The organism is Anoxybacteroides voinovskiense, assembly GCF_014196205.1.
In the GTDB taxonomy this organism is placed as follows: domain Bacteria; phylum Bacillota; class Bacilli; order Bacillales; family Anoxybacillaceae; genus Anoxybacteroides; species Anoxybacteroides voinovskiense.
This window is the reverse complement of record NZ_JACIDE010000012.1, coordinates 26,949-50,677: the sequence shown is the minus strand read 5'-3', so window position 1 is coordinate 50,677 and position 23,729 is coordinate 26,949. Positions and strand designations below refer to the sequence as shown.

Sequence of the window (23,729 nt, the reverse complement as noted above, 5' to 3'; positions counted from 1 at the left end):
ATGTTATTCAGTTGGTTGGAATGTGCCAGCAAGTTGGCTTTGTGCTTGAGCGATTAACCGTTTCGTAATTTCGCCGCCGACGGAACCATTCGCGCGCGAGGCGGTGTCAGAACCTAGTTGCACGCCAAACTCTTGGGCGATTTCATATTTTATTTGATCAAGGGCTTGTTCAATTCCCGGTACGAGCAATTTATTATTTCTTGCCATGTTGTTCTCCTCCTGTTTTTTTATTGCCTTGCACTGTTAGTATGCGGCACGGCAAAAGATTTATAATGGCAATTACAGAGGGTATGGCAAGTTTTTGGCATTCTAAAGCACAAATCGCGTAACGGATTGGTTTAATTGGTTGGCGGTGCTAGCTAGCTCGTGCGACGACGCAAGCAACTCTTGCATTGTGGCGTTTTGTTCTTCGGTGGCGGCTGCGACTTGTTCAATATTGGTTGCTGTCATTTTGGACACACGAATAATGCCTTCCGCCGAAACAGTCATTTCTGCCATTTTTTCATTTGCGGCTAAAACTGCGCTCCGCACGGTTTCACACTCGGTTTTGACGTTCCAAATTGATTCGGCGATATGATGGAAAGTGTCTTCAAGTTGTTTCATCATGTCTCTGCCGTGTTTGACAGCTTCATTGCTTTCATTCATCGCTAAAACGGCGCGCGTCGTTTCTTGTTGTGCCAAATGGAGGAGGTCGCGAATATTGCCGGCAGCAACGGCTGTTTGTTCCGCAAGCTTTCGCACTTCGGACGCGACGACGCCGAATCCTTTTCCGTGCTCTCCTGCTCGCGCTGCTTCAATGGCGGCGTTTAAAGCGAGCAAATTCGTTTGTTCAGAAATAGCAGTAATGAGACCAACGATTTGCTGGATTTCGCTCGATTGCTTGTCCAATGTTTGAATAATGGTCGATAAATGGGTGACTTTTTCGTTAATTCGTTCCATTTGCGTTGTCGTTTCGTTGACGAATTGGGCGCCTTGGGCTACTTTTTGACTCGTTTTGTTCGTAATATCCGTTGTTTTTTCCATTCGAGTAGTAACGGTTGTTAATTGTGCGGAGACAGATTGTACGGTTTCGTTTGTCTGTTCTGCCGCTGCCACTTGCTCATCAGCGCCGGTGGCTACTTGTAACATTGCTTCGGTAATTTGTTCGTTCGTTTCGGTTGTCGATTCGGCGTTTAGTTTTAGTTTTTCGGACATATCGTTGACACATTCGGCCGATTGGCGAATTTGTTCAATGGATTGCTGCAGATGGGTGGCAAGTTCGTTCATGGCATTCATCATTTCGCCAATTTCGTCTTTTCTTGTAGTATCTATCTGAGTGACACGTAAGTTTCCACGCGCTAGTTGCTTACATATGCCAACCGCTTGAAATAGTGCTTTGCTAATTTTTCGACTGACGATGATGAGTAAAATAGCTGAAAGAATGATCGCAGAAACAACTGTCGTTATCATAATAAGCATCGTTTGCTTTATTTGATCGTTCATTTGAGCGATTAGGTTATTTCGGTCGGTTGTAATCATCGTACGAAGTTGTTCTAGTTTCTCGATGCTGACATCGCGAATAACTTCTGCTTTATTTTGAAAGCTAATGACTTGATAAATGTCCATTTGTTCGCCACGGTTGCGGTTTTCTAATACGGTTGGTTGAATGTTTTTATAAAGCAAATCAGTAAGCTGTTTTTCAACAGCAAGCGTCGCGCGGTAAATCTTTTTTTCTTCCTCTGTCACCATATGCGGCTGTAATTTTTCGATGTTTTTCTTAAATTGGTTCGTTTGCTGTTCATATTGCTGCAACGTTTCAGGTCGAGGGTTCGTCATATAATCGGTAATCAAAATATATTTTTGGCGAAAAGATGAGGAAAGTTCTGTAATTAAAATCGCTTGGTCGCTTTTTTCTTCGACTTGTTTTACGACAGTCGTCATATGATAGATGAGAAAGGCGACAAAGATAAAAACGATCACAAAAAGGAGTGTCGAAAAACTGAAAACGATTCCATATTTTTTGCCAATGGTCATAACGTCATTCCCCCTTCACGCTTTAGGTAAATTATAGCACCGACATTATAAAGTGGGGAGAGTAGTTTCAAAAAAAATTGTAGTGGAGGAAATCGACATCGTAAAAAATTTGTCACTAACTTTTTATTGCAATCGGTTTCAATTTCGGTTACAATCCAAATCAGAAAGCGATCCGAAACGTTTTGGAGGAAAAAGAAGTGACGACGATTAAAGATATAGCCAAAGCAGCTGGTGTTTCGATTACGACTGTTTCTCGAGCGTTAAACGGTTATTCGGACGTAAACGAAAAGACAAGAAAAAAAATTATCGAAATTGCCAAACAGTTAAATTATAGTCCGAATACGTTAGCACGCGGTCTTGTGATGAACAAATCCAAAACGATCGGCTTACTTGTTTCGGGATTGACACGAGAAAGTACGAAAGATAATTTTACGTTTGAAGTGCTTGCGGGCGTGAATCAATATGTCAGTGAAGTGGACTATGATATGGTGCTATTTAGCACAACTTCAACGAAACAGCGGGAGAAAACGTACACACAGCTATGTCGTGAACGGCGTGTAGATGGCGCTATTTTACAAGGAATTCGCGTCGATGACCCGTATTTGCAAGAAGTGGTCGAAAGCGACATCCCGTGTGTATTGATCGATATTCCGATCGAGTCGGAAACAGTCGGATATGTGACGACGGACAACGTGCTAGGCGCGAAAAAAGCGGTACAACATCTCATTTCGCTCGGCCACCGGCATATTGCGATGATCAACGGGTATGAATTTGCGTTCGTCAGCGAACAACGATTGAAAGGATTTCAAGAGGCGTTATTTGAAGCAGGTTTGCCTTTTCATGAGCATTTGGTGGCCAATGGCGCGTTTAAAGAAGAACGGGCTGAGCAAGAAGCAGTAAGGCTGTTGACGCAGCACCCAGAAATTACCTCGTTTTTTTGTGCGAGCGACTTAATGGCGCTCGGAGTGATGAAAGCAGCGAAAACGTTAGGAAAGCGAATCCCAGAAGAACTAGCGATCATCGGTTATGATGACATTATTTTAGCCTCGTACACCACTCCGCCGTTATCTACCATTGCTCAAAATAAGTTCGCGATGGGGTACGAAGCGGCTAAATTATTGATCGAAATGTTGGAAGGAAAGGCGCAGTCTCGCGTGCGAGTGCTTGAAACTGAATTGAAAATACGTGAATCGACGGTAAAAAACCACGGATAGTGGTTTTTTACTAGCCGCCGGATTCAAAACGTTTTGGAACTATTTTTTAAACAAAATCCGAAACGTTTTGGATTTTTATATCATCGTCATCCGAAACGTTTTGGAATACACAGGAGGTATCCTTGAATGGAGTATCGAGTCATTAAAGAAAACGATCTATTTTTTCTGACAGATGAAAAAGGAAATATCCCTAAAAACCATCCGTACGGGCTTGGACTATACACGAAAGATACCCGTTTTTTAAGCAAGTTACATTTGCACATTAATGGGCAAGAGCCTGTCCTATTATCTTCGGATGCGGGAGAAAATTATGTGGCAACGATCTTATTAACAAACCCTCATATGGAGAAAGATGGGGAGATATTATTATGGCGAGAATCGGTTGAAATCGAAAGAAAACGTTTTATATACGAAGGTGTGCTTTATGAAAGAATCAACCTAAAAAATTACTATCCAAAGCCGGTGCAATTCGAACTGAGTATACAGGTGGATGTTGATTTTGCGGATATGTTTATCATCCGTGGCTTTCAAACAGGGAAAGTTGGCAAACGTACGGGTCAAACGATTGGCAATCGCTCGCTCACTTTTCATTATGAAGGAGCCGATCAACTGAAACGCGCAACAACAATCACATGGGATCGGCAAGAGAAAGCGGTGGAGGAACATGGAGAAATTGTTTTTGATTTTGCGTTGAACCATGCCGAGGAGCAAACCGTTACATTGATCATCCAACCGCAAATCGGCGAAGAAGCACAGAGAAATATCGCTTCTCCGATAGAGGCACTAGACCGTTTGAAAGCGTCTTACCGTCAATGGGAGAGCAACATTACGAAAATAACGACCGATTATGAGCCGCTTGCCCGTTTAGTCAGCCGCGGGATTGGCGATTTGCGAGTATTGTTAACCGATTTAGGGTACGGTCCATTTCCAGTCGCAGGGTTACCATGGTTTGGGGTGCCGTTTGGTCGAGATAGTTTAATTGCTGCACTGCAAATGCTTCCTTTTCAACCGGAAATCGCAAAAGGGACGCTTCTTACAATGGCAAAATATCAAGGAAAACACTTTGACCCTTGGCGAGACGAGCAACCTGGAAAAGTGATGCACGAAATGCGTTTTGGTGAATTGGCAAATACAAATCAAATCCCGTTTACGCCATATTACGGGACGATTGATGCGACCCCGTTGTTCCTTGTCCTGTTGACAGAGTATGTGAAATGGACAGGTGATTTCGAGCTTGTTCGTCAACTAAAAAACAATATTGATGACGCACTCATGTGGATTGATCAATACGGGGATCGCGATGGCGATTTATTTGTTGAATATCACCAAGAATCAGCGAAAGGGATTGCTAATCAAGGATGGAAAGATTCTGGTGATTCTATCGTTCACCGTAACGGTGAATATGCTGAGTCTCCGATTGCCCTTGTGGAAGTGCAAGGCTATGTGTATCAAGCAAAAATGGGATTGGCGGATATTTTTGAACAGCTCAATGAGCATGAGCAAGCGGCAAAGCTTCGCCAGCAGGCGGAAGAGTTAAGAGTGAAATTTGAGAAACAGTTTTGGATGGAGGATGTGCAATTTTATGCGATTGCATTAGATGGGAACAAGCAGCAAGTGGGGACGATTACGTCTAACCCAGGGCATGTGCTGTTTGCCGAGATGCTTGATTCAGAACGAATGGAGAAGACGATTCGTACGCTGTTGTCGCCAAAAATGTTTTCTGGTTACGGGATTCGTACAATGGGAGAAGGGGAAGCAGGATACAATCCAATGAGTTACCATGACGGCAGCGTCTGGCCTCACGATAATAGCATTATTTTGCTTGGATTGAGCAAATTGGGAAAACGGGAAGAAGCCAACATAGTCATGGGAGGTCTTATTGAAGCAGCTTCTCATTTTGAATACGACCGTCTGCCAGAATTATTTTGCGGATACAGCAAACAATTCGGCAAGCCTGTGAAATATCCTGTTGCTTGCTCTCCTCAAGCGTGGGCGGCAGGGACTCCACTTGTTTTTGTTCAATCGTTACTTGGGTTGTTCCCTAATAGTCTAAAAAAGGAAATTCGCTTGTCACCAACATTGCTTGAGCCGATGAATGTCTTAAAAGTCGAGAATATCGCGATCGGCAACGGACGATTATCGGTTACTGTTACACGTCAAAACGGTGAAACAAACGTTCATATTGCCCAAAATACAACTGGTTACGAGGTAAAACTTGTTTAATACCAAGGGAGATATTCTCTCTCTTGTTATATACAAATTATTCCATAAAAGGGGAGATAGGAAGATGAAAAAATGGTTGGCAATTGGTATGTCGACAATGCTATTTGGAAGCGCTTTAGCAGGTTGCAGTAGCGGGGAAGAAAAAACAGCAGGGAAAGAAACTAGTGGAACAAAAAATGAAAAAGTGGAAGTGACGCTTGCTGGTTGGGGAGGAAATCCGACAGAACAAAAGCTATTGCAACAAACATTAGATGAGTTTCAAAAGAAATACCCGAACATTAAAGTAAAATATGAAGTCATTTCTGACCAATATATGGATGTGATTAAAACACGGCTAGTTGGCGGGGAAGGACCAGATGTTTTCTATCTTGATGCGTTTGAAGCGCCGGCATTAATTAAAACGGGAGCACTCGAACCGCTAGACAAATATGTCACGGATGATTTTGATATCAATGACTTTGAAAAACCGTTGCTTGATGCGTTTAAAGGAGAAGACGGGAAAATTTACGGATTCCCAAAAGACTATTCAACGCTTGCGCTCTTTTATAACAAAAAAATGTTTGAAGAAGCAGGGGTAGAAGTACCGAAAACTTGGGATGAATTGCGCGAAGTAGCGAAAAAACTAACGAAAGGCACACAAGTATATGGCTTCGGGGTGGCGCCAGAATTAGCGCGCTTATACTACATTGCCGAATCAAAAGGTGGGAAAGTAGTTACGGATAATAAAGCAAGTTTTGCTGATCCGAAAGTAGTCGAAGCGCTTCAACCGATCGTTGATATGCATGTGAAAGATAAATCAGCTGCTCAACCGAGTGAAGTTGGCGCAAACTGGGGCGGTGAAATGTTCGGACAAGGAAAAGCAGCGATGGTCATTGAAGGAAACTGGGCAATTCCGTTCTTAAAAGATACGTTCCCGAATTTAGAATATGGAACAGCAGAAATCCCAACAATCAACGGGAAAAAAGCAACGATGGCATATACTGTTGCATATGTGATGAACAAAAATTCACAGAAGAAGGAAGCTGCTTGGAAATTAATTTCCTTCTTAACGGGAAAAGAGGGAATGAAAATTTGGACGAGCAAAGGATTGGCGTTACCGACGCGCAAATCGGTAGCAGCTGAGTTAGGATTTGATAAAGATCCGTTGCGCGCGCCAATTGTAGCTGGTGCTTCCTACGCAACGGTATGGCAAAACGGAACGAACTTGCCGATTATTACAAATAACTTCAATAACCAATTTGTCAGTGCCTTTTTAGGGCAGCGTCCACTAGCAGATGCATTGAAAGAAGCACAAGAAACAGCAAACAAAGAAATTGAAGGGAATAAATAATGACAGCGCTGATAGAAGGAGTCTCCTTCTATCAGCTTTAGCATTAAGCGGTTCCCTCCTTTCTAGTAGATTAGCGTACTAGCAAGAGGGGAACGGCTTAATGGAATCGCGTATGAGGAGAGGAAGAACGATGAGAAAAAAAGCATGGCGTGAGGCAGGAACAGGGTACTTATTATTATCTCCAACGTTATTTGTATTACTTTTATTTATTATTGGTCCAATCTTATTTGCCATTTTTTTAGCATTCCATAAAGTACAGCTGCTTGGCACGACTACGTTTGAATTTGTTGGATTCGATAACTTTAAACGAATGACAGGAGATTTACGAGCGAAAATTGCCTTATGGAATACGGTGAAATATGTCGTGCTCGTTGTCCCGTGCCAAACGATGCTAGCGCTTGTGTTAGCAGCAACATTAAATGCAGGATTGAAAGGGCAAAAGTTTTTCCGTATCGTTTACTTTTTGCCAACGCTTACGTCTTCAGCTGTACTAACGTTAATCTTTATGTGGATGTACAACCAAAATGGGCTCATTAACCATTTGCTGCAAGCCGTTGGATTACCGACGTATAACTGGCTTGGCGATCCAAAAGTGGCTCTGAACGCGATTATGGTGATGAATATTTGGTCGACCGCTCCGTTTTTCATGGTCATTTATTTAGCGGCATTGCAAGATATTCCTGATTCGCTTTATGAAGCGGCGGAGTTAGATGGGGCAAATGCCATCCAAAAATTTTGGTACGTCACTGTTCCTTATTTGCGACCAGTTACATCGTTTGTTGTCATTATGGGGCTGATTGGAACGTTTCAGCTATTTGACCAGTCTTACATCTTCTCTGCCGGTTCTGGAGGTCCGAACAATTCAACGTTAACCGTCGTACTGCTTATTTATCAATACGCATTTAAAACGTTAGGAACGATGGGATATGCAGCTGCATTAGCTTTCGCATTAGCGATTATTATTTTAATCGCGACATTAGTGCAACGGAGATTTTCGAAAGAAGAATCTCTTTATTAAGGAGATGAAAATGGATGAAGAAAAAACTAGGCATTGGCAAGGCGTCTTTGTATGTTATTCTCGTTCTTTATGCGATCGTAACGATGATTCCGTTTTTATGGGCGTTGTCTTCTTCCTTTAAAACGCTTGAAGAAATTGTGAGCGGCACGATTTCGTTTATTCCAAAGCATTTTACGCTTGATAACTATAAACAAATTTTTATTGAGCAACAACTGTTTCCGCGCTGGTTGTTCAATAGTGTCATTATCGCAGTAACGGTAACGTTGCTTAACTTATTGTTTAATTCGATGGCTGGATATGCGCTTGCTCGTTTGCAGTTTCCTGGGAAAAAACCGTTATTTATTATTATTTTGGCTGTGCTCATGATTCCAGCACAAGTGACGATGATTCCGAACTACTTAATTTTAAAGCAGCTAGGGTGGCTCAATTCGTATCAAGGGATGATTGTCCCGACAATGATTAATGCAACATTTATTTTCATGATGCGGCAATTTTTCATTAACTTTCCAAGAGAATTAGAGGAAGCTGCGGCGTTGGACGGGTTAAGTCGCATCGGCACGTTTTTCCGGATTGTATTGCCGCTTGCTCGTCCGGCATTAGCGGCACAAGCGATTTTTGTTTTCATGGGTTCGTGGAATGACTTTATGCGACCACTTATTATTCTTTCCGATCCAGAGTTATTTACATTGCCGCTCGGCTTGAACAGTTTTAAAGGGCAATATATTAGCTACTGGAACTATATTATGGCGGCATCGATGGTATTTACGTTACCCGTGCTTGTCATTTATATCTTCTTCAATCGCTACTTCATTAAAGGAATTTCGTTTACAGGGGGAAAATAGTTAAAATCCCCCTGTTCGTTTTATTTCTTGCCATTCGCTATATTCGCCAATAAACAAAGTGATATACCCAATGATAATAATTCCAATCCCGAACACTTTTATTGCTTGAATCCATTCGTTATTCACTACGGCCACCTCATCCAAAAGATTCTCTCCATCAACGTATGATAGTTGGCACGTCTTTGTTAATCTTGCCCGTAGCTTACATCTTTGTCCGGATGCATAAATGGCGCGGCTTGCGGCCGTTTTTTCGCTTCTAATAGCTCGCGATTTTCCGCTGTATTCCAGCCGATATCGTTTGTTGGATGCACCCATTCTTCTCCGGCCATCACGCTTGGGTCAGTGTCTTCGCTCCATTGATTGAGCGGGGAGTCTGGGGAATTGTATTTGCTGTCGCCAATGACGACACCATGTTTGTTCACAAATGGCGGTTGCATGTGCATCCCTGTTCCTTTAAACGACGGAGCATGAATTTGGTGCGGTTGTGTTTCGTCAAAAATCGGCGATTGTATGTTTTGTTCTTTTTTCATCTGTCTCACCTCAATGATAGTGTGAGCAAAAAACCGATGAATAAACCGCCTATTTTTCCGGAAAATAAGAAAAACGATTGAAGGGGGGAGAACCTTGACAAATAATGCATTTCCAGTCGCAACCCTTCGCGAGCAATCGCTAAAAAAACTACAACAGCTTGAAAAAACGTTGCGGGAAGAAACGGGAGAAGAAATCGTATTGATTGCATACCATCGCAAGGAGGAAACGAAATGAAACGAAAAGTGAAATACAACGCAGCGGAAAACAACAATAAAACCCCGACCGAAAGTTTGCCGGAATCCGAAGCCATTGCGCAATACGCTAGTGATGAAGAAATGATTCGTGGCGCAAACCGCAATTCGAAAAAAGGGCGGCAAGGGGAATGAAGAAAAACCAACCGCGGACAGCCCGCGAAGAGTTTTCGGTGGAAACAGGGGATTTAAATGCCCATCAGCTACTTATGTTAAAGGAAGAAACAAAACGAAAAAAGAAAAAGTAGGGGCTTCCCTACTTTTTCACTGGATGTGCAAATAAAGAGAACGGAGCAGAAAAGATCGCCGTTTTTCGCTGAATCGGGTCAAAGTAAGCAACCATGACGGTTTGTATGTTTCGCACTTCTTTTGTTTTTACATAATGGTCGATATCAATCGGAATGATTTCCATTACAGTATGTTTAAATAATTCTTTTTCGTCTAGCTCCAATGCCGCAAATGGTTCTCCAAGCAACAGCGGATTTTCTAAAAGCTGGCGATAAACAATCGTCCGTTCTTCTTTCGCGATTTTTTCTTCCCACCACGGCTTCCGCGGTTTATGTTTTTGATTTTGTAAATAGTCGTATTTCATTAATGCTTCGACAATCGGTACTTGCTCGATTTGCTTTGCTTGTAAAAATGCATATAAGCGGCGGAATAAATCTTCGAGCTGATGGCCGATGCGCGCCCATCCTTGTTCGTCCCAATACGTGCCAAACGCTTGGAAAAAGTCAAACGGCGTTGGAAAGACGTGCGTCACTAAATATTCAATCGTTTCGTCCATCCGATGGGCGTTCCAATACTTTTCTAACACGTCCTCGACTTGTTTAATACGCGTCATATCGTCAAACGAAAGTACGTTATTTTTTAATACTTCATATGGCGCATGGTCCATAAACACATACCCGTATTCCGACGCGCGCAGGCGAAGTCCTGTTCCCCGCAACATTTTTAAAAAGCCAAGCTGCAACTCTTCTGGACGAAGGGCGAACACGTCGTTGAACGTTTTCCGAAACGACGTGTAATCTTCTTCTGGAAGACCAGCAATTAAATCAAGGTGTTGGGCAATTTTTCCGCCTTGTTTGACCATCGTTACGGTACGGGTGAGCTTGGCAAAATTTTGTTTGCGCATCACCAGCCGGTTCACTTCATCGTTTGTCGATTGAACGCCAATTTCAAAGCGAAACAGTCCTGGCGGCGCTTCTTTATTTAAAAACTCAATCACTTCTGGGCGCATAATATCTGCAGTAATTTCAAATTGAAACACCGTCCCTGGTACATGTTCGTCAATTAAAAATCGAAACATCTCCATCGCGTAGCTGCGGCTAATGTTAAAGGTACGATCGACGAACTTAATCGTTCTTGCGCCATGCTTCATTAAATAACGGATGTCTTCTTTTATTTTTTCTCTGTCAAAATAGCGAACGCCAACCTCAATGGACGATAAACAAAACTGACAGCTGAACGGACAGCCGCGGCTCGTTTCGACATATGTCACCCGCTTCGCTAAATGAGGAACGTCTTCTTTAAAACGATACGGCGACGGCATATCGGCGAGATTAATTTTGTTTCGCTGCGGGTTGATGATCATTTTCCCATTTTCACGAAACGCCAATCCGTGCACGGCATGAAAATCGCGTGCCCCGCTTAACTGAATTAACAGTTGTTTAAACGTTTCTTCTCCTTCACCGATGACGATAAAGTCAAATGCATCGACAGTTTCGAGCCATTCGCGCACATCGTACGACACTTCTGGCCCGCCGACGACAATTGTGATGTGTGGATCGATTTTCTTTAACATTTTGCATACTTTAATCGTTTCTTCAATGTTCCAAATGTAACAGCTAAATCCGATGACGTCCGGTTTTTTTTGGTAAAGATCGGTCACGATGCTCATCGCTGGGTCTTTAATCGTATACTCCGCAATTTCCACAGCAAATTGCGGCTGAACATATGCTTTCAAATAACGAATGGCTAAGTTTGTATGAATATATTTTGCGTTTAACGTTGCGCATACAATTTTCATCGTAAAAAACCCCTTTAATATAAGCGTCAACATTTTAGTATAACACAATGTATAAAAAAATAAAACAAACTGAGCAAGTGGGATGTTTTCGGAAAATTTTAAAATATGTAGCAGGAGTACCTTTTTTTTTGACGAATATATATTGATTGTTGATATTATGCGGTTGGGGGAGGAACGATAATGAGCAACAGCCTTTCTCCTAGTGAAAAACAAGAATTAATCGTCAATGTGAAATCATTAGAAGAAGAAAACCGGCGGTTGAAAGAACAATTAAGCGGTTATGCGATTATTTTTGAACGGTCATTAGATGCGATTATTATTTTTGATAAAAGTGGCGAATTTGTCGAGGTCAACGAAGCAGCATGCCATCTGTTTGAAATGGAAAAGGAAGAATTAGTAGGAAAGCGCTTTCAAATGTTTCTTGAGTTAGTCCCTCCGGATATTTTATTATTTCAGCAATCAATGCTGCAAAAATTCGGCTCATTTAGCGATGAGTTGTTGATAAAATTACGGGACGGAAAAATTAAGCATATTGAATTTTCGATGAAAAAAGATGCGTTTAATCGCTTTGATTTAGCGATTATGCGCGACATTTCTGCGCGCAAGGCGCTAGAACGGGAGCGAATTATTAACGAATTTTTATTTAAAGATGTGTTTAACCGCGCTGTCGATAGCATTGTCATTTTTGATGAGTTTGGGCGGTTTGTGGACGTCAATCCAGCGTTTTGTATGAGTTTAAATTTAGAAAAAGAAAAGCTGCTTCATTTATCGTTTCAACAATTTGTGGCAAGGCAATGCAAGGATGATTTCGTTGAGTTGCTTGTTGAATTAAAAGAAAAAGGGACAGCGAAAGGGGAGCTATCGCTCATTCGTTTTGACGGAACGGTCAAAATGTTTGAATTAACGATGACCTCGAACATCTATAGCGGATTTTTTATGGCGATTATGCGCGATGTCACCGAAAAGAAAAACATGGAAATAAAGCTACAAAAAAGTGAAGAACGATTTCGCGCCATTTTCGAGCAAGCCCACGAAGCGATTTTGATTTGGAATGATAGCGGGCACATCCTCAATGCCAATCCAGCGGCAAGCCGGACGTTTGAACTTCCGCTCAGTTTGCTCGTACGGAGAAACTTGCTTGACTTTGTCGACTATGACGAAAAAGTGCAACACGTATTAGAGCAATTTCGGAAAACAGGCGAAATTCGCGATGAATTAACATTTCATATGCCAAACGGCGAAGACAAACAGCTCGAATTTACGATGAAACAAGGCGTCATTGACGGGTACCATTTAGCCATTTTTCGCAACGTGACGGAAAGAGGAAAGATGGAAAAAGAATTGCAAGAAAGCGAACAAAAGTTTCGCAGCATTTTCGACCATTCGATGAACGGCATTTTACTGTGGGGAGAAGGGTATCGAATTTTAGACGTCAATCCGATTGCGTGCGACATTTTTCAAACGACGAAAGAACAGTTGCTTGCCCAGTCATTTATTACATGCATTCCAGAAAAAGAGCGGAAAGTGTTTGATAAACTCATTAAACAGTGCGAGCAGCTAGGCGAAGCGTATGGGGAAATGACGGTGTTAACAAAAGAAGGGGAGCAGCGAACTATCGAACTTTCGCTGAAAAAAGAAATTATTGCGAACGTTGGCATGATGATGCTTCGCGATGTAACCGAAAAGAAAGAGCTCGAATGGCAGCTTCGCAAATCGGATACGTTAAACGTTGTCGGAGAGTTAGCCGCCGGCATCGCCCATGAAATCCGTAACCCGATGACAGCGCTAAAAGGATTTATTCAATTGCTGCAAGGCAGCATAAAAGACGATTATTCGATGTATTTTGATGTGATTATGTCCGAATTGAAGCGGATTGAGTCGATTATTACGGAATTTCTCGTACTGGCAAAGCCGCAAGCAGTGCAATATAAACAAAACGACGTATGCAAAATTATGAAAGATACGATTGATTTAATTAGTGCGCAGGCGATGATGCATAACGTGCAAATTATTGCCGATTTCGAAGAAAAACTTCCACTTCTTTACTGCGAGCCGAACCAATTAAAACAAGTGTTTATCAATATTTTAAAAAATGCAATCGAAGTGATGCCGAAAGGCGGGGATATACATGTTCGTATCCGAAAAATAGGAACGGACTATGTTCGCATTTCCGTTACAGACCAAGGGTGCGGCATTCCGCAAGATAAAATAAAAAAGCTAGGCGAGCCATTTTATACGACAAAAGAGCGAGGGACTGGACTTGGATTGATGGTTAGTTATAAAATTATTGAGGAGCATCAAGGGAAAATTGATGTCGAAAGCGAAGTAGGTGTCGGGACGACTTTCCATATTACATTGCCAATCGAGCGGGTGGATACAGATGACGAAGAAACGGGAGTATACCATATATAAAACAAATGAGTTCGGCGATATTTACATCATTTCCGATGGCGAAGCGATCGTTCATGTCGAGCTATTTGCCGACGGTTGGGAAAAGATGAATAATCAATACGAATTCGTAAAAAGCGACGCCCCATTACTACAAGAAGCGGTAAAGCAACTAGACGAATATTTTCGCGGGAAACGAACCGTGTTTCAACTGCCGGTGAAATGGGAAGGAACGCCGTTTCAACAAAAAGTATGGCAAGCGCTTTGCGATATTCCATATGGTGAAACGGCAAGCTACAGCGACATTGCCGAAAAAATTGGCCATCCGAAAGCAGTTCGTGCTGTCGGACAGGCAAATCGGGCGAACGAGCTAGCCATTATTGTCCCGTGCCATCGCGTCATCGGAAAAAACAACGCGTTAACAGGGTATGCAGGGAACCGAACGGACGTAAAAGAAAAGCTGCTTCAGTTAGAGCAGCATTATAGAAGCGGATAAAAAAACTAGAAGCGCCGGCTGCTTCTAGTTTTTTTTCTTCTATTCATGCACGGTAACGATGACGTTTAACGTCCCCTTTTCCTCTACGCTCACCGGAACGAGAATCGCTTTTTGAAACCCTTTGACACTTGTTTCACCAACGAGCAATGTCGGGGGAGTAATGTCCATCGTTAATTGCTGGCTTGAGGCGTGTGTTACTAGTTGTCCAGCAATCATATTCCCAAGCTCACACGTAAACGACTCAAGCATTTCACCTTCTAGCATCATCCCGTACATCATTTGGCTAATTTGCGAAAATAAAGACGCAGTGCCCCCAATGACCAATTGCCCATGAACTTGTCCAGTCATTCCGATTAAAACCGACAACGAAGACTGGAGTGAGTTCGCTGTATAAAGCGCTGGTTTTCCAATCTGAATGCCTGCTGGAATGACCATTTTAATGGAGTGGATCGTGCTGTTTAATAGTTGTGTGAGCACTGTAGTCATCATCTTCATCCAATTGTTCCCCCGTTCATACGAATACACGCATCGTTTTATGCTTTTATCCTATCATATCATAAATAGGTTTGTAAGCCGATGGGGAAACATTCCTATTTCGTAGCCGATGCAAAAAGTGTTGGTAATGCCGTTTTATAATTGCCGCGGATGATTCCTTTTTCGGTAATAATGGCAGTAATGAGCTCGTTTGGCGTGACGTCAAACGCCGGATTGTAGACGTTGACGCCTTCAGGAGCGATTCGTGTTCCGGAGAGATGGGTCACTTCTTCTGGATTTCGCTCCTCAATCGGAATATCATCCCCTGTTTTCGTTGCCAAATCAATGGTTGACAGCGGGGCAGCGACGTAAAACGGAATGCCGAAAGATTTAGCGAGCAGCGCAAGCCCGAACGTTCCAATTTTATTCGCCGTGTCCCCGTTTGCTGCGATTCGATCAGCTCCAACAATGACAGCGTTTATTCGTTTTGTTTTTATCGTTTGCGCCGCCATGTTATCGGTAATAAGTGTGACATCAATGCCTGCTTGCATTAGCTCCCACGTCGTTAGCCTTGCTCCTTGTAGCACCGGTCGCGTTTCTGATGCATAGACGTGAAGACGGATTCCTTTTTCTTTCGCGAGATAAAATGGCGCAAGCGCTGTTCCGTAGCGAGCGGTGGCGATCGAGCCGGCATTGCAAATCGTCAATACTCGGTCGCCTGCTTGAAATAACGACAGTGCATATTCGCCAATCGATCGGCACGTATCTTCGTCTTCGACTTGAATGCGAATCGCTTCGTGAATGAGCGCAGTTTTCGCCTCATTTACTGACGTAGCTTTCGCCGCGCTTTTGACAAGGCGATCGAGCGCCCAAACTAAGTTGACCGCGGTAGGGCGGGCGCTTGCTAAATAATTACGGGCATTTTGGAGCTGCTTTTGAAATTCCGCGAGCGAACCGTCGTACTGTTGGGCAGCGAGCGCAAGTCCGTAAGCAGCCGTCATTCCGATTGCAGGCGCCCCACGCACTTTTAATGTGGCAATCGCATCCCAAACATCTTCTAGTTCTTTTAATTCTAAATATTCAGTCTGAAAAGGCAACTTTTGTTGATTTAAAATGGTAATGTGTGTTTCGTTCCATTCAACCGAGCGGGGAATGGAAAGTAATTCAGCCATATCGTTCTTCCTTTCGTTTCACAAGTATCGGCTAGAGATTTCCGCCTTTCGTACAATTTTCTTATGCTAAGTACCCTTCGGCCGATGTTTGAGCGAACGTAGTAAAAATATCTTTCGTGTTCCGAAGCGAATCGCGCTGTAAAATAAGCGTTCTACCAAGCTGAAGGGCACGCCGCTTTGCCTCAAGGCGCGTTTGTTTGTCAGAAATTCCATCAAGGTCAGCGACATGGGCTAAGCCAATCGTTCGGCGAATGACTTCACAGCCAGCAAATCCAACCGCATCGACGAAAATGTCGTGCAATAGGTCTTGCAGCCAGCCGTTTGTTTTCGCATACGGCTCGACATTATGCTCGTTCCAAAGGTTAGCGAAGACGGTCGAAAAAACATCCCACGTTTTTTCGATATGATGCAATATCGGTGCTTGTTCATGTTCTTTACGGGACAACGCATTTAACAATAAATTGGCGAAAAACTGCCCGATGTCAAACCCAAACGGGCCATAAAACGCAAATTCCGGGTCAATCACTTTCGTTTCTGTGTCGCTTGCAAAAATGCTTCCAGTATGAAGGTCACCGTGAATGAGCGCATCTGCCTCCGTTAAAAATTTTCGTTTCAATTTTGCTGTTTCGAGGTGAAGTGCTTCATCTTTCCAAAGTGCCTCTACGTCATGACGAAGTTCTGGTTCAAAATTGTTCGTTTCGTGATCAAAAAACGGATCGGTAAATACGAGATCTTCCGTAATTTTGCATAGCTCTGGGTTGATGAATTGTTGCGCCAGCTGTTTTTTCTGTTGTTGGTTCATTCCAAAATCCGACGTATAAAACAATGTTTTCGCGATAAATTCGCCGATATGTTCAGAAAGAAGCGGGAATGTTTTCCCTTCGATGAGTCCTTTACGAGCAATTTGTAAATGCGACAAATCTTCCATGACAGTAATCGCTAACGATTCATCCGAATAATAAACGGTTGGCACATATTGCGGCACATAGCTAGCAAACGTGCGTAAAGCGTTGCTTTCAATAACGGCGCGTTTTAACGTCAGCGGCCAGCTTTCGCCGACTACTTTTGCATATGGCAGCGCTTGTTTAATAATCACTCCGCTTCCAGTTCGTTGGTCGACGACATGAAACACAAGGTTTAAGTTTCCATCGCCAATTTCTCGGCACGTTAGTGGAGTTCCTTCTGGAAAAAGCCCGAGCCGGACCGCTAACGCAACCGCACCGCTCTCTGTTAGCGGTTCATAAATAGATTTAGACATCGCTATTCCTCCCTAAAATCTAAAATAAAAAACCTCTTTCGCTTTCGAAAGAGGTTTGAAGTTCGCTTCGCACCTCTTATCTCTCAGCGTATCGCTGCAAGAATTAGCACCGTGCGTTGCCGCCGGTTGCCGGGCTTCATTGGGCTCGTCCCTCCGCCTGCTCTTGATAAGAGTGTTATCGTTATTTGAATGTTAGAAACAATGTGAAAGTTTAGTACACTCACTTGATTCGAATCATACATGGCATTGGTTTGTTTTGTCAATACGTTTTTTAAAAAATTTTTTCTGCTTTTGTGTAAGCGGCAAGCCGGCGATCTTGGAAAATGGGGATTTGGCTACGCACTTCGCTCACTTTTGCTAAATCGATTTCACCAATTAACGAGCACGGTGTTTCCCCCGCTTCGTTAACGATGTTTCCCCACGGGTCAATGATGAGAGAATGTCCAGCAAAGACGTTGTTTGGATCCGTTCCTGCTCGATTACACGCGACGACATAGCATTGGTTTTCAATCGCCCGCGCTTGTAAAAGCGTTCGCCAATGAGAAAGGCGAGGAAGCGGCCATTCCGCCACAACAAAGAGCACGTTTGCCCCTTGAACGGTATGAGCGCGAATCCATTCCGGAAAGCGAATGTCATAGCAAATAACGCCCGCGCATAACGTGCCATCTAGCGTAAAAAACCCTGTTTCGTCCCCGGATTGCAAATACAAATGTTCGTCCATGAGGCGAAAAAGATGGAGTTTGCTATACTCCCCGACGATATCTCCGGTTCGATTCGCAACGTACATTGTATTCGTAATACTTGTTTTCGTTTTTTTCGCGACAGAACCAGCCACAATATTGACGTTGTATAGCTGTGCTAATTCCGAAATGAATGATTTCGTGTCTTTCCCGTCTTCGTCCGCAATCGTTTGCAAGTTCGGTAAATCATATCCTGTCGTCCATAGTTCTGGAAGAACGATAACATCTAGTTGTTGGTCGCATATTTGTTCCAATTCACGCTGCACGCGCCGTTTATTTTCTGCTGGATTGCCAAAGGCAATATCGAGCTGCAAGCATGCTATTTTCACAATCTTTCGCCCCTTTCGCAAAAATGTACTTTACAATTTATTCTTTACGATATATGATGTTTGACTAGAATTTCAAGAATTTTTTGAGTAGGTGGAGCCATTGAAATTTACCCAATCGGATGTACTAAATCGTCTTCCAACCCAGTTTTTTGCGTCGCTCGTCAATAAAGTGAGCAAAGTGATAGCAGAAGGGCACGATGTCATTAATTTAGGGCAAGGAAACCCAGATCAGCCGACCCCACCGCATATTGTTGCAGCGCTCCAAAAGGCAGCTGCCAATCCAAAATACCATAAATATTCGCCATTTCGCGGCTATTCGTTTTTGAAAGAAGCGGTGGCGACCTTTTACAAGCGGGAATATGGGGTAACGATTGACCCAGAAAAAGAAGTCGCCATTTTATTCGGCGGCAAAGCAGGTCTTGTCGAAATTCCGCAATGTTTATTAAATCCCGGCGACGTTGTGCTCGTGCCGGATCCTGGCTATCCTGACTATTGGTCGGGGGTAGCGCTTGCTAGGGCGGAAATGGCAATGATGCCGCTTTTCGCAGAAAACGGCTTTTTACCGGACTACGATGGGCTGAAAGAAGAAGTGGTTCGGAAAGCAAAATTAATGTTTTTAAACTATCCAAACAATCCGACGGGGGCGACGGCGACCAAACAATTTTTTGCACATACGGTTTCGTTTGCCGAAAAGCATAACATTTGCGTCGTCCACGATTTTGCATATGGTGCAATCGGCTTTGACGGAAAAAAACCGCTCAGCTTTTTGCAGACGAAAGGAGCGAAAGAGGTCGGCATTGAAATTTATACGTTTTCGAAAACGTATAATATGGCAGGCTGGCGCATTGGCTTTGCGGTCGGCAATGAAAACGTCATTGCGGCGATTAATTTGTTGCAAGACCACTTATACGTCAGCTTGTTCGGTGCGATTCAAGAAGCGGCAGCGGTGGCACTTTTAGAATCGCAACAATGCGTCCATGAACTTGTTGCGATGTATGAATCGCGACGCAATACGTTTATCCAAGCGCTGCGTGAGATTGGCTGGAACGTCATAGCGCCAGCTGGCTCGTTTTTCGCATGGCTTCCAGTACCAAACGGCTATACGTCTGAGACGTTTGCTGACCTTTTACTTGAAAAAGCGCACGTCGCTGTCGCCCCAGGCATCGGGTTTGGCGAGCATGGCGAAGGATATGTGCGCACAGGGCTGCTCACAAGCGAAGAACGGCTGAAAGAAGCAGCAGAACGCATTGGGCGACTTCAGCTTTTTTAAAAAATCGTTGACAAATGCAGAAAGTACTGGCATAATTCAAATTAAATTTGCAAACAAAAATTTTCGGAAAATAAAATAAATATGCGCATTCTTATCAAGAGTAGGTGGAGGGACGAGCCCGATGAAGCCCGGCAACCGACTTAACAGACGTTAAGCACGGTGCTAATTCTCGCAGCAATACGCTGAGAGATAAGAAGAGACGACCAAAAGCCTCTTCTTATGAAGAGGCTTTTTACTTGAAAGGTAAGAAAGTATAAAATTTCACGATTAGGTGGAGCGCTGTCTAGCTCCAAGCGCCATCGGCCTGAGGCGTTCCCTCCTCGGTGGGGCTTGTGCGATCTTCGCCGATAGGCGGGCGCTTTTCTTATAAAGGAGTGGGAAGATGATTACTGCAACATATTTAATTCATGATGACAAAGATTTGGCGAAAAAAGCAGAAGGGATTGCGCTTGGGCTTACCGTAGGATCATGGACCGATTTGCCGCAGCTTGAACAAGAACAGCTGAAAAAACATAAAGGCATCGTCGAGTCGATAGAAGAGCTTGAGGAAGATGAACGCGTCAATGCATATTTTGGGAAGCGGCTCAAACGCGCGCTTGTGCGCATTTCATATCCGAGCCTGAACTTTAGCACCGATTTTCCAGCCATTCTTACAACGACGTTTGGGAAATTGTCGTTAGATGGAACGATTAAACTGTTAGATTTAACATTTTCTGATGAATTAAAACGAGCATTTCCTGGTCCACGCTTTGGCATTGACGGCATTCGCGAAAAACTTGGCGTCTTTGACCGTCCGCTTGTGATGAGCATTTTTAAAGCGGTCATTGGGCGCAATTTGTCATATGTGACCGAGCAATTAAAACTGCAAGCGCTCGGCGGAGTTGATTTAGTGAAAGACGATGAAATTTTGTTTGAAAACGACCTCACGCCGTTTGAGAAACGCATTGTTGCAGGAAAACAAGCGCTCAACGACGTGTACGAACAAACAGGGCATCGCACGTTATATGCGGTGAACTTAACAGGCAAAACGTTTGAACTAAAAGAGAAAGCGAAGCGAGCAGCAGAGTTGGGTGCGGACGTGTTATTGTTTAACGTCTTTACATATGGGCTTGATGTGTTGCAAGCGCTTCGTGAAGATGATGACATTCATTTGCCGATCATGGCGCATCCGTCGTTTAGCGGGGCAATCGCTTCATCGCACGTGTATGGCGTAAGCTATGCGCTGCTTCTCGGAAAACTATTGCGCATGGCAGGGGCGGACTTTTCGCTTTTCCCATCACCGTACGGAAGTGTCGCGCTTGAAAAAGAACAGACGCTTGCGATCGCTCATGAATTAACGAAAGAAGAGCCGTTTTTACGCACGTTCCCTGTGCCATCTGCCGGCATTCATCCAGGGCTTGTGCCGCTTCTTATGCGCGATTTTGGCATCGATTCCGTCATTAACGCAGGTGGCGGGGTGCATGGGCATCCGCGAGGGGCGGTTGGTGGCGGGCAAGCGTTTCGTGCCGCGGTAGAAGCGGTGCTCGCAGGTCGTTCGCTTCATGACGCGGCAAAAGAAAACGAAGCGTTACAACAAGCGCTTGACTTATGGGGGAGCGCATGATGAAGCCGGTCATTTTTTGCGACTTTGACGGAACGATTACGTTAAACGATAACATTATTGCGATTATGAAACAATTTGCTCCGCCGGAGTGGGAAGCGATCAAAGATGATGTACTCGCGCAAAGATGTTCCGTACAACAAGGAGTCGGGCGCATGTTTTCGCTTTTACCGACGACGCTAAAAGAAGACATCGTGCAATTTTTGCTTGACACAGCAAGTATTCGCGACGGATTTTCCGAGTTTGTTGCGTTTACGAACGAACAACAAATTCCCCTTTATATCGTCAGCGGCGGCATCGACTTTTTCGTTTATCCATTGTTAGACGGGTTCATTGAAAAAGAACGCATTTTTTGTAACAGCGCCGATTTTAGCGGGGAAACGATTCGTATTACGTGGCCGTACGCGTGCGATGAACATTGCGAAAACGGCTGTGGATGCTGCAAGCCGTCGCTTCTTCGTAAACTTGCGCCAAAAGGGGCAAAAACGATCGTCATCGGCGATTCGATTACCGATTTAGCGGCGGCAAAACTAGCCGATCACGTGATCGCGCGCGACTTTTTGCTTGAAAAATGCCGTGCGCTTCATTTATCGCATACACCGTTTACGACGTTTTACGACGTGATTCAAGTGTTAAAAGAAATCGAGGTGATCGTGTGAGGCAACAAAAATGGAACGAGCTTGCCGAAGTAAAACGAGAACTGGCAGAGCGCGACTGGTTTATGGCGACAAGCGGCAATTTATCGATCAAAGTAAGCGATGAGCCGTTGACGTTTCTTGTGACCGCAAGCGGAAAAGATAAACGAAAAGAAACGGCGGAAGATTTTTTGCTTGTCGGTGCGGACGGAAAACCAGCAGAAGCGACGCATTTGAAACCGTCAGCCGAGACGCTATTGCACGTTGAAATTTACAACAAAACGAATGCCGGTTGCGTCCTGCATGTGCATACGGTTGACAATAACGTTATTTCTGAATGGTATGGTGACAAAGGGGAAGTCGTCTTTACGAATCAGGAAATTATTAAAGCGTTCGGACTATGGGAAGAAGATGCAGTATTTCGCATTCCAATTATCCCGAATGTTGCGCATATTCCGACGCTAGCACGAATGTTCGCCGAACATGTAAATGATGATGCCGGAGCTGTATTAATTCGCAACCACGGCATTACCGTATGGGGAAAAGATGCGTTTGAAGCGAAAAAGTTTTTAGAAGCATGTGAGTTTTTATGTAGCTATCATGTAAAATTATTACTTTTCAAACGATAAGGGGGATATGTATGGCAGTCATTAAAGTGCGAAACACCGGGGAAATCATTGAAGGGAACGAAAACGTCGCGGCGTTTTTAAATAAGCAAGGGGTGCTGTATGAACATTGGGATGCAAATAAACTTCCAGCGCATCTGCAAAATAAATTTGTATTAACAGACGAAGAAAAAACGGAAATTTTAACAACGTTTCAAACAGAAATTGAAGATTTAGCGAAACGAAGAGGGTATCAAGCGTGGGACGTTGTCGCGCTTTGCGAACAAACACCAAATTTAGAAGAGCTATTGAAAAAGTTTGAACAAGTGCATACGCACACAGAAGATGAGGTTCGTGCCATCGTCGCCGGTCATGGTATTTTTATCATTAAAGGCGATGAACAAACAGGTTATTTTAACGTGGAACTCGAGGCTGGTGACGTCATTTCCGTTCCAGAAGGAAATCCGCATTTCTTTACGTTAATGGACGATCGCCAAGTTGTTGCCGTTCGTTTATTTATTGATCCTTCCGGCTGGGTTGCCCATCCATATGAAGAAAAAGAAGAAGTAGGAAAGTAGCTTTCTTCCAATCCCTCGTTGACAAAGATAGCATTTTTCGCTACAATGGCTTCGAATTCGACGGGTAAAGGATTGGATGACAAGTGGCGGGAAAAGAAGAGATTGCGCAATCATTAAAATTGTTTATTGTATTTTCGAGAGCATATCGCGCAGTAAACGATCAAGTGAATAAATCCATTCACTCATTTGGCGTAAACCCGACGGAGTTTGCCGTGCTGGAATTGTTGTACCATAAAGGGGATCAGCCGCTTCAGCAAATCGGGGAGAAAATTTTACTTGCTAGTGGCAGCATTACGTACGTTATCGACAAGTTGGAGAAAAAAGGACTCATCGTCCGCAAGGCGTGCGAAAAAGACCGCCGTGTGACATATGCGTCAATTACCGACAAAGGCACCACCTTTATTGAAGAAGTGTTTCCGAAACATGAGCAGACGATTCACGAAACACTTGCCGGCTTAACGGCAGAAGAAAAAGAACAGGCAATTGCGCTGTTGAAAAAACTAGGATACGGAGCAAAACAATAAAGCGGCTGATGAAGCCGCTTTATTGTTTACGCACACGAATGTTGATTATCCACTATTTTACTAAAAAATACAGAATCGTACGACAGAAAAGCTAGGAATCGAGCGATATTAACTGGTTTTTAACGGTTAATCAACACGCCTATATACATGCAACTGAGAAGTTTAATTTCATTTTTCGACTGTCGAGGCAAGCCTTTGGCTTGCTTTCGTCA

The 23,729-nt window shown here is 43.6% G+C and carries 24 protein-coding genes and 2 riboswitches; of the genes, 15 read left to right on the top strand and 9 right to left on the bottom strand.

Translation table 11 applies throughout. The features are described from left to right. Nucleotides 1-3 precede the first annotated feature (3 nt). The gene (locus tag GGR02_RS09760; protein WP_183184535.1) at nucleotides 4-207 is read right to left on the bottom strand and encodes an alpha/beta-type small acid-soluble spore protein; all 204 of its coding nucleotides are present in this window, start codon (nucleotides 205-207) and stop codon (nucleotides 4-6) included. Nucleotides 208-309: 102 nt separating this feature from the next. Then, nucleotides 310-2,013, bottom strand: coding sequence for a methyl-accepting chemotaxis protein (locus tag GGR02_RS09755; protein WP_183184534.1), 1,704 nt, complete (start codon nucleotides 2,011-2,013; stop codon nucleotides 310-312). 197 nt (nucleotides 2,014-2,210) lie between these two features. On the opposite strand from GGR02_RS09755, the gene GGR02_RS09750 reads away from it, so the two are divergent. The 5 genes from GGR02_RS09750 (at nucleotide 2,211) to GGR02_RS09730 (ending at nucleotide 8,640) form a co-directional block, all read left to right on the top strand. Beyond that, nucleotides 2,211-3,227, top strand: coding sequence for a LacI family DNA-binding transcriptional regulator (locus tag GGR02_RS09750; protein WP_183184533.1), 1,017 nt, complete (start codon nucleotides 2,211-2,213; stop codon nucleotides 3,225-3,227). Nucleotides 3,228-3,353: 126 nt separating this feature from the next. Continuing rightward, the gene (locus GGR02_RS09745; RefSeq protein WP_183184532.1) at nucleotides 3,354-5,450 is read left to right on the top strand and encodes an amylo-alpha-1,6-glucosidase; all 2,097 of its coding nucleotides are present in this window, start codon (nucleotides 3,354-3,356) and stop codon (nucleotides 5,448-5,450) included. A 64-nt stretch (nucleotides 5,451-5,514) separates the two neighbouring features. Next, nucleotides 5,515-6,780 carry an ABC transporter substrate-binding protein gene (locus GGR02_RS09740; RefSeq protein ID WP_183184531.1) on the top strand — a complete coding sequence of 422 codons (1,266 nt, stop codon included), beginning with the start codon at nucleotides 5,515-5,517 and terminating at the stop codon, nucleotides 6,778-6,780. A gap of 130 nt (nucleotides 6,781-6,910) precedes the next feature. Continuing rightward, a complete protein-coding gene (locus GGR02_RS09735) occupies nucleotides 6,911-7,798 on the top strand; it encodes a carbohydrate ABC transporter permease (RefSeq protein WP_373286626.1) in 888 nt (295 codons plus the stop codon). Between the two features lie 14 nt (nucleotides 7,799-7,812). After that, a complete protein-coding gene (locus GGR02_RS09730) occupies nucleotides 7,813-8,640 on the top strand; it encodes a carbohydrate ABC transporter permease (protein ID WP_183184530.1) in 828 nt (275 codons plus the stop codon). Here the strand turns inward: GGR02_RS09730 and GGR02_RS17550 are convergent, their stop codons facing one another. Next, entirely contained in the window at nucleotides 8,641-8,766 is a 126-nt protein-coding gene (locus GGR02_RS17550; protein WP_260175054.1) for a hypothetical protein, read from the bottom strand. A gap of 59 nt (nucleotides 8,767-8,825) precedes the next feature. Further along, nucleotides 8,826-9,170 (bottom strand): DUF3905 domain-containing protein, encoded by a 345-nt coding sequence (locus tag GGR02_RS09725; RefSeq protein ID WP_183184529.1) that lies wholly within the window; start codon nucleotides 9,168-9,170, stop codon nucleotides 8,826-8,828. Nucleotides 9,171-9,264: 94 nt separating this feature from the next. On the opposite strand from GGR02_RS09725, the gene GGR02_RS09720 reads away from it, so the two are divergent. Together GGR02_RS09720 and GGR02_RS09715 are read left to right on the top strand one after the other, a co-directional pair. Then, nucleotides 9,265-9,405, top strand: a complete 141-nt coding sequence (locus GGR02_RS09720; protein WP_169806994.1) for a hypothetical protein — start codon at nucleotides 9,265-9,267, stop codon at nucleotides 9,403-9,405. Next, a complete protein-coding gene (locus GGR02_RS09715; protein ID WP_183184528.1) occupies nucleotides 9,402-9,557 on the top strand; it encodes a hypothetical protein in 156 nt (51 codons plus the stop codon). Before GGR02_RS09720 ends, GGR02_RS09715 begins: the two co-directional genes overlap by 4 nt. A 121-nt stretch (nucleotides 9,558-9,678) precedes the next feature. Here the strand turns inward: GGR02_RS09715 and GGR02_RS09710 are convergent, their stop codons facing one another. Further along, a complete protein-coding gene (locus GGR02_RS09710; RefSeq protein WP_183184527.1) occupies nucleotides 9,679-11,448 on the bottom strand; it encodes a B12-binding domain-containing radical SAM protein in 1,770 nt (589 codons plus the stop codon). A gap of 180 nt (nucleotides 11,449-11,628) precedes the next feature. Here GGR02_RS09710 and GGR02_RS09705 point away from each other — a divergent pair, with 180 nt between their 5' ends. Together GGR02_RS09705 and GGR02_RS09700 are read left to right on the top strand one after the other, a co-directional pair. Beyond that, on the top strand, nucleotides 11,629-13,860 hold the full coding sequence (locus GGR02_RS09705; protein ID WP_183184526.1) for a PAS domain-containing sensor histidine kinase: 2,232 nt from the start codon (nucleotides 11,629-11,631) through the stop codon (nucleotides 13,858-13,860). Beyond that, on the top strand, nucleotides 13,829-14,332 hold the full coding sequence (locus GGR02_RS09700) for a methylated-DNA--[protein]-cysteine S-methyltransferase (protein WP_183184525.1): 504 nt from the start codon (nucleotides 13,829-13,831) through the stop codon (nucleotides 14,330-14,332). Before GGR02_RS09705 ends, GGR02_RS09700 begins: the two co-directional genes overlap by 32 nt. Nucleotides 14,333-14,371: 39 nt before the next feature. On the opposite strand, the gene GGR02_RS09695 is transcribed toward GGR02_RS09700, so the two are convergent. The 4 genes from GGR02_RS09695 to GGR02_RS09680 form a co-directional block, all read right to left on the bottom strand. Then, nucleotides 14,372-14,827 (bottom strand): chemotaxis protein CheX, encoded by a 456-nt coding sequence (locus GGR02_RS09695; RefSeq protein ID WP_229706173.1) that lies wholly within the window; start codon nucleotides 14,825-14,827, stop codon nucleotides 14,372-14,374. Nucleotides 14,828-14,922: 95 nt separating this feature from the next. Further along, nucleotides 14,923-15,978, bottom strand: a complete 1,056-nt coding sequence (gene mtnA, locus GGR02_RS09690) for an S-methyl-5-thioribose-1-phosphate isomerase (protein ID WP_183184524.1) — start codon at nucleotides 15,976-15,978, stop codon at nucleotides 14,923-14,925. 61 nt (nucleotides 15,979-16,039) lie between these two features. Then, a complete protein-coding gene (gene mtnK, locus GGR02_RS09685; RefSeq protein ID WP_183184523.1) occupies nucleotides 16,040-17,236 on the bottom strand; it encodes an S-methyl-5-thioribose kinase in 1,197 nt (398 codons plus the stop codon). Nucleotides 17,237-17,309: 73 nt separating this feature from the next. After that, nucleotides 17,310-17,409: riboswitch (SAM riboswitch) on the bottom strand. A gap of 98 nt (nucleotides 17,410-17,507) precedes the next feature. Next, nucleotides 17,508-18,305, bottom strand: coding sequence for a carbon-nitrogen family hydrolase (locus GGR02_RS09680; RefSeq protein WP_183184522.1), 798 nt, complete (start codon nucleotides 18,303-18,305; stop codon nucleotides 17,508-17,510). A 100-nt stretch (nucleotides 18,306-18,405) separates the two neighbouring features. On the opposite strand from GGR02_RS09680, the gene GGR02_RS09675 reads away from it, so the two are divergent. The 6 genes from GGR02_RS09675 (at nucleotide 18,406) to GGR02_RS09650 (ending at nucleotide 23,517) form a co-directional block, all read left to right on the top strand. Continuing rightward, nucleotides 18,406-19,575, top strand: a complete 1,170-nt coding sequence (locus tag GGR02_RS09675; RefSeq protein ID WP_183184521.1) for a pyridoxal phosphate-dependent aminotransferase — start codon at nucleotides 18,406-18,408, stop codon at nucleotides 19,573-19,575. A gap of 88 nt (nucleotides 19,576-19,663) precedes the next feature. Continuing rightward, nucleotides 19,664-19,771, top strand: a riboswitch (SAM riboswitch). Nucleotides 19,772-19,957: 186 nt separating this feature from the next. Further along, complete coding sequence (gene mtnW, locus GGR02_RS09670) at nucleotides 19,958-21,178, top strand: 2,3-diketo-5-methylthiopentyl-1-phosphate enolase (protein ID WP_183184520.1); 1,221 nt, start codon at nucleotides 19,958-19,960, stop codon at nucleotides 21,176-21,178. Then, nucleotides 21,175-21,834, top strand: a complete 660-nt coding sequence (locus tag GGR02_RS09665; protein ID WP_306415779.1) for a 2-hydroxy-3-keto-5-methylthiopentenyl-1-phosphate phosphatase — start codon at nucleotides 21,175-21,177, stop codon at nucleotides 21,832-21,834. The genes mtnW and GGR02_RS09665 overlap by 4 nt, the downstream gene beginning before the upstream one ends. After that, on the top strand, nucleotides 21,831-22,439 hold the full coding sequence (locus GGR02_RS09660; protein ID WP_183184518.1) for a methylthioribulose 1-phosphate dehydratase: 609 nt from the start codon (nucleotides 21,831-21,833) through the stop codon (nucleotides 22,437-22,439). The genes GGR02_RS09665 and GGR02_RS09660 overlap by 4 nt, the downstream gene beginning before the upstream one ends. 11 nt (nucleotides 22,440-22,450) lie before the next feature. Continuing rightward, complete coding sequence (locus GGR02_RS09655) at nucleotides 22,451-22,993, top strand: 1,2-dihydroxy-3-keto-5-methylthiopentene dioxygenase (protein ID WP_183184517.1); 543 nt, start codon at nucleotides 22,451-22,453, stop codon at nucleotides 22,991-22,993. An 83-nt stretch (nucleotides 22,994-23,076) separates the two neighbouring features. Next, nucleotides 23,077-23,517: a MarR family winged helix-turn-helix transcriptional regulator gene (locus GGR02_RS09650; RefSeq protein WP_183184516.1), complete on the top strand. Its 441-nt coding sequence runs from the start codon at nucleotides 23,077-23,079 to the stop codon at nucleotides 23,515-23,517. Nucleotides 23,518-23,729: the final 212 nt, after the last annotated feature.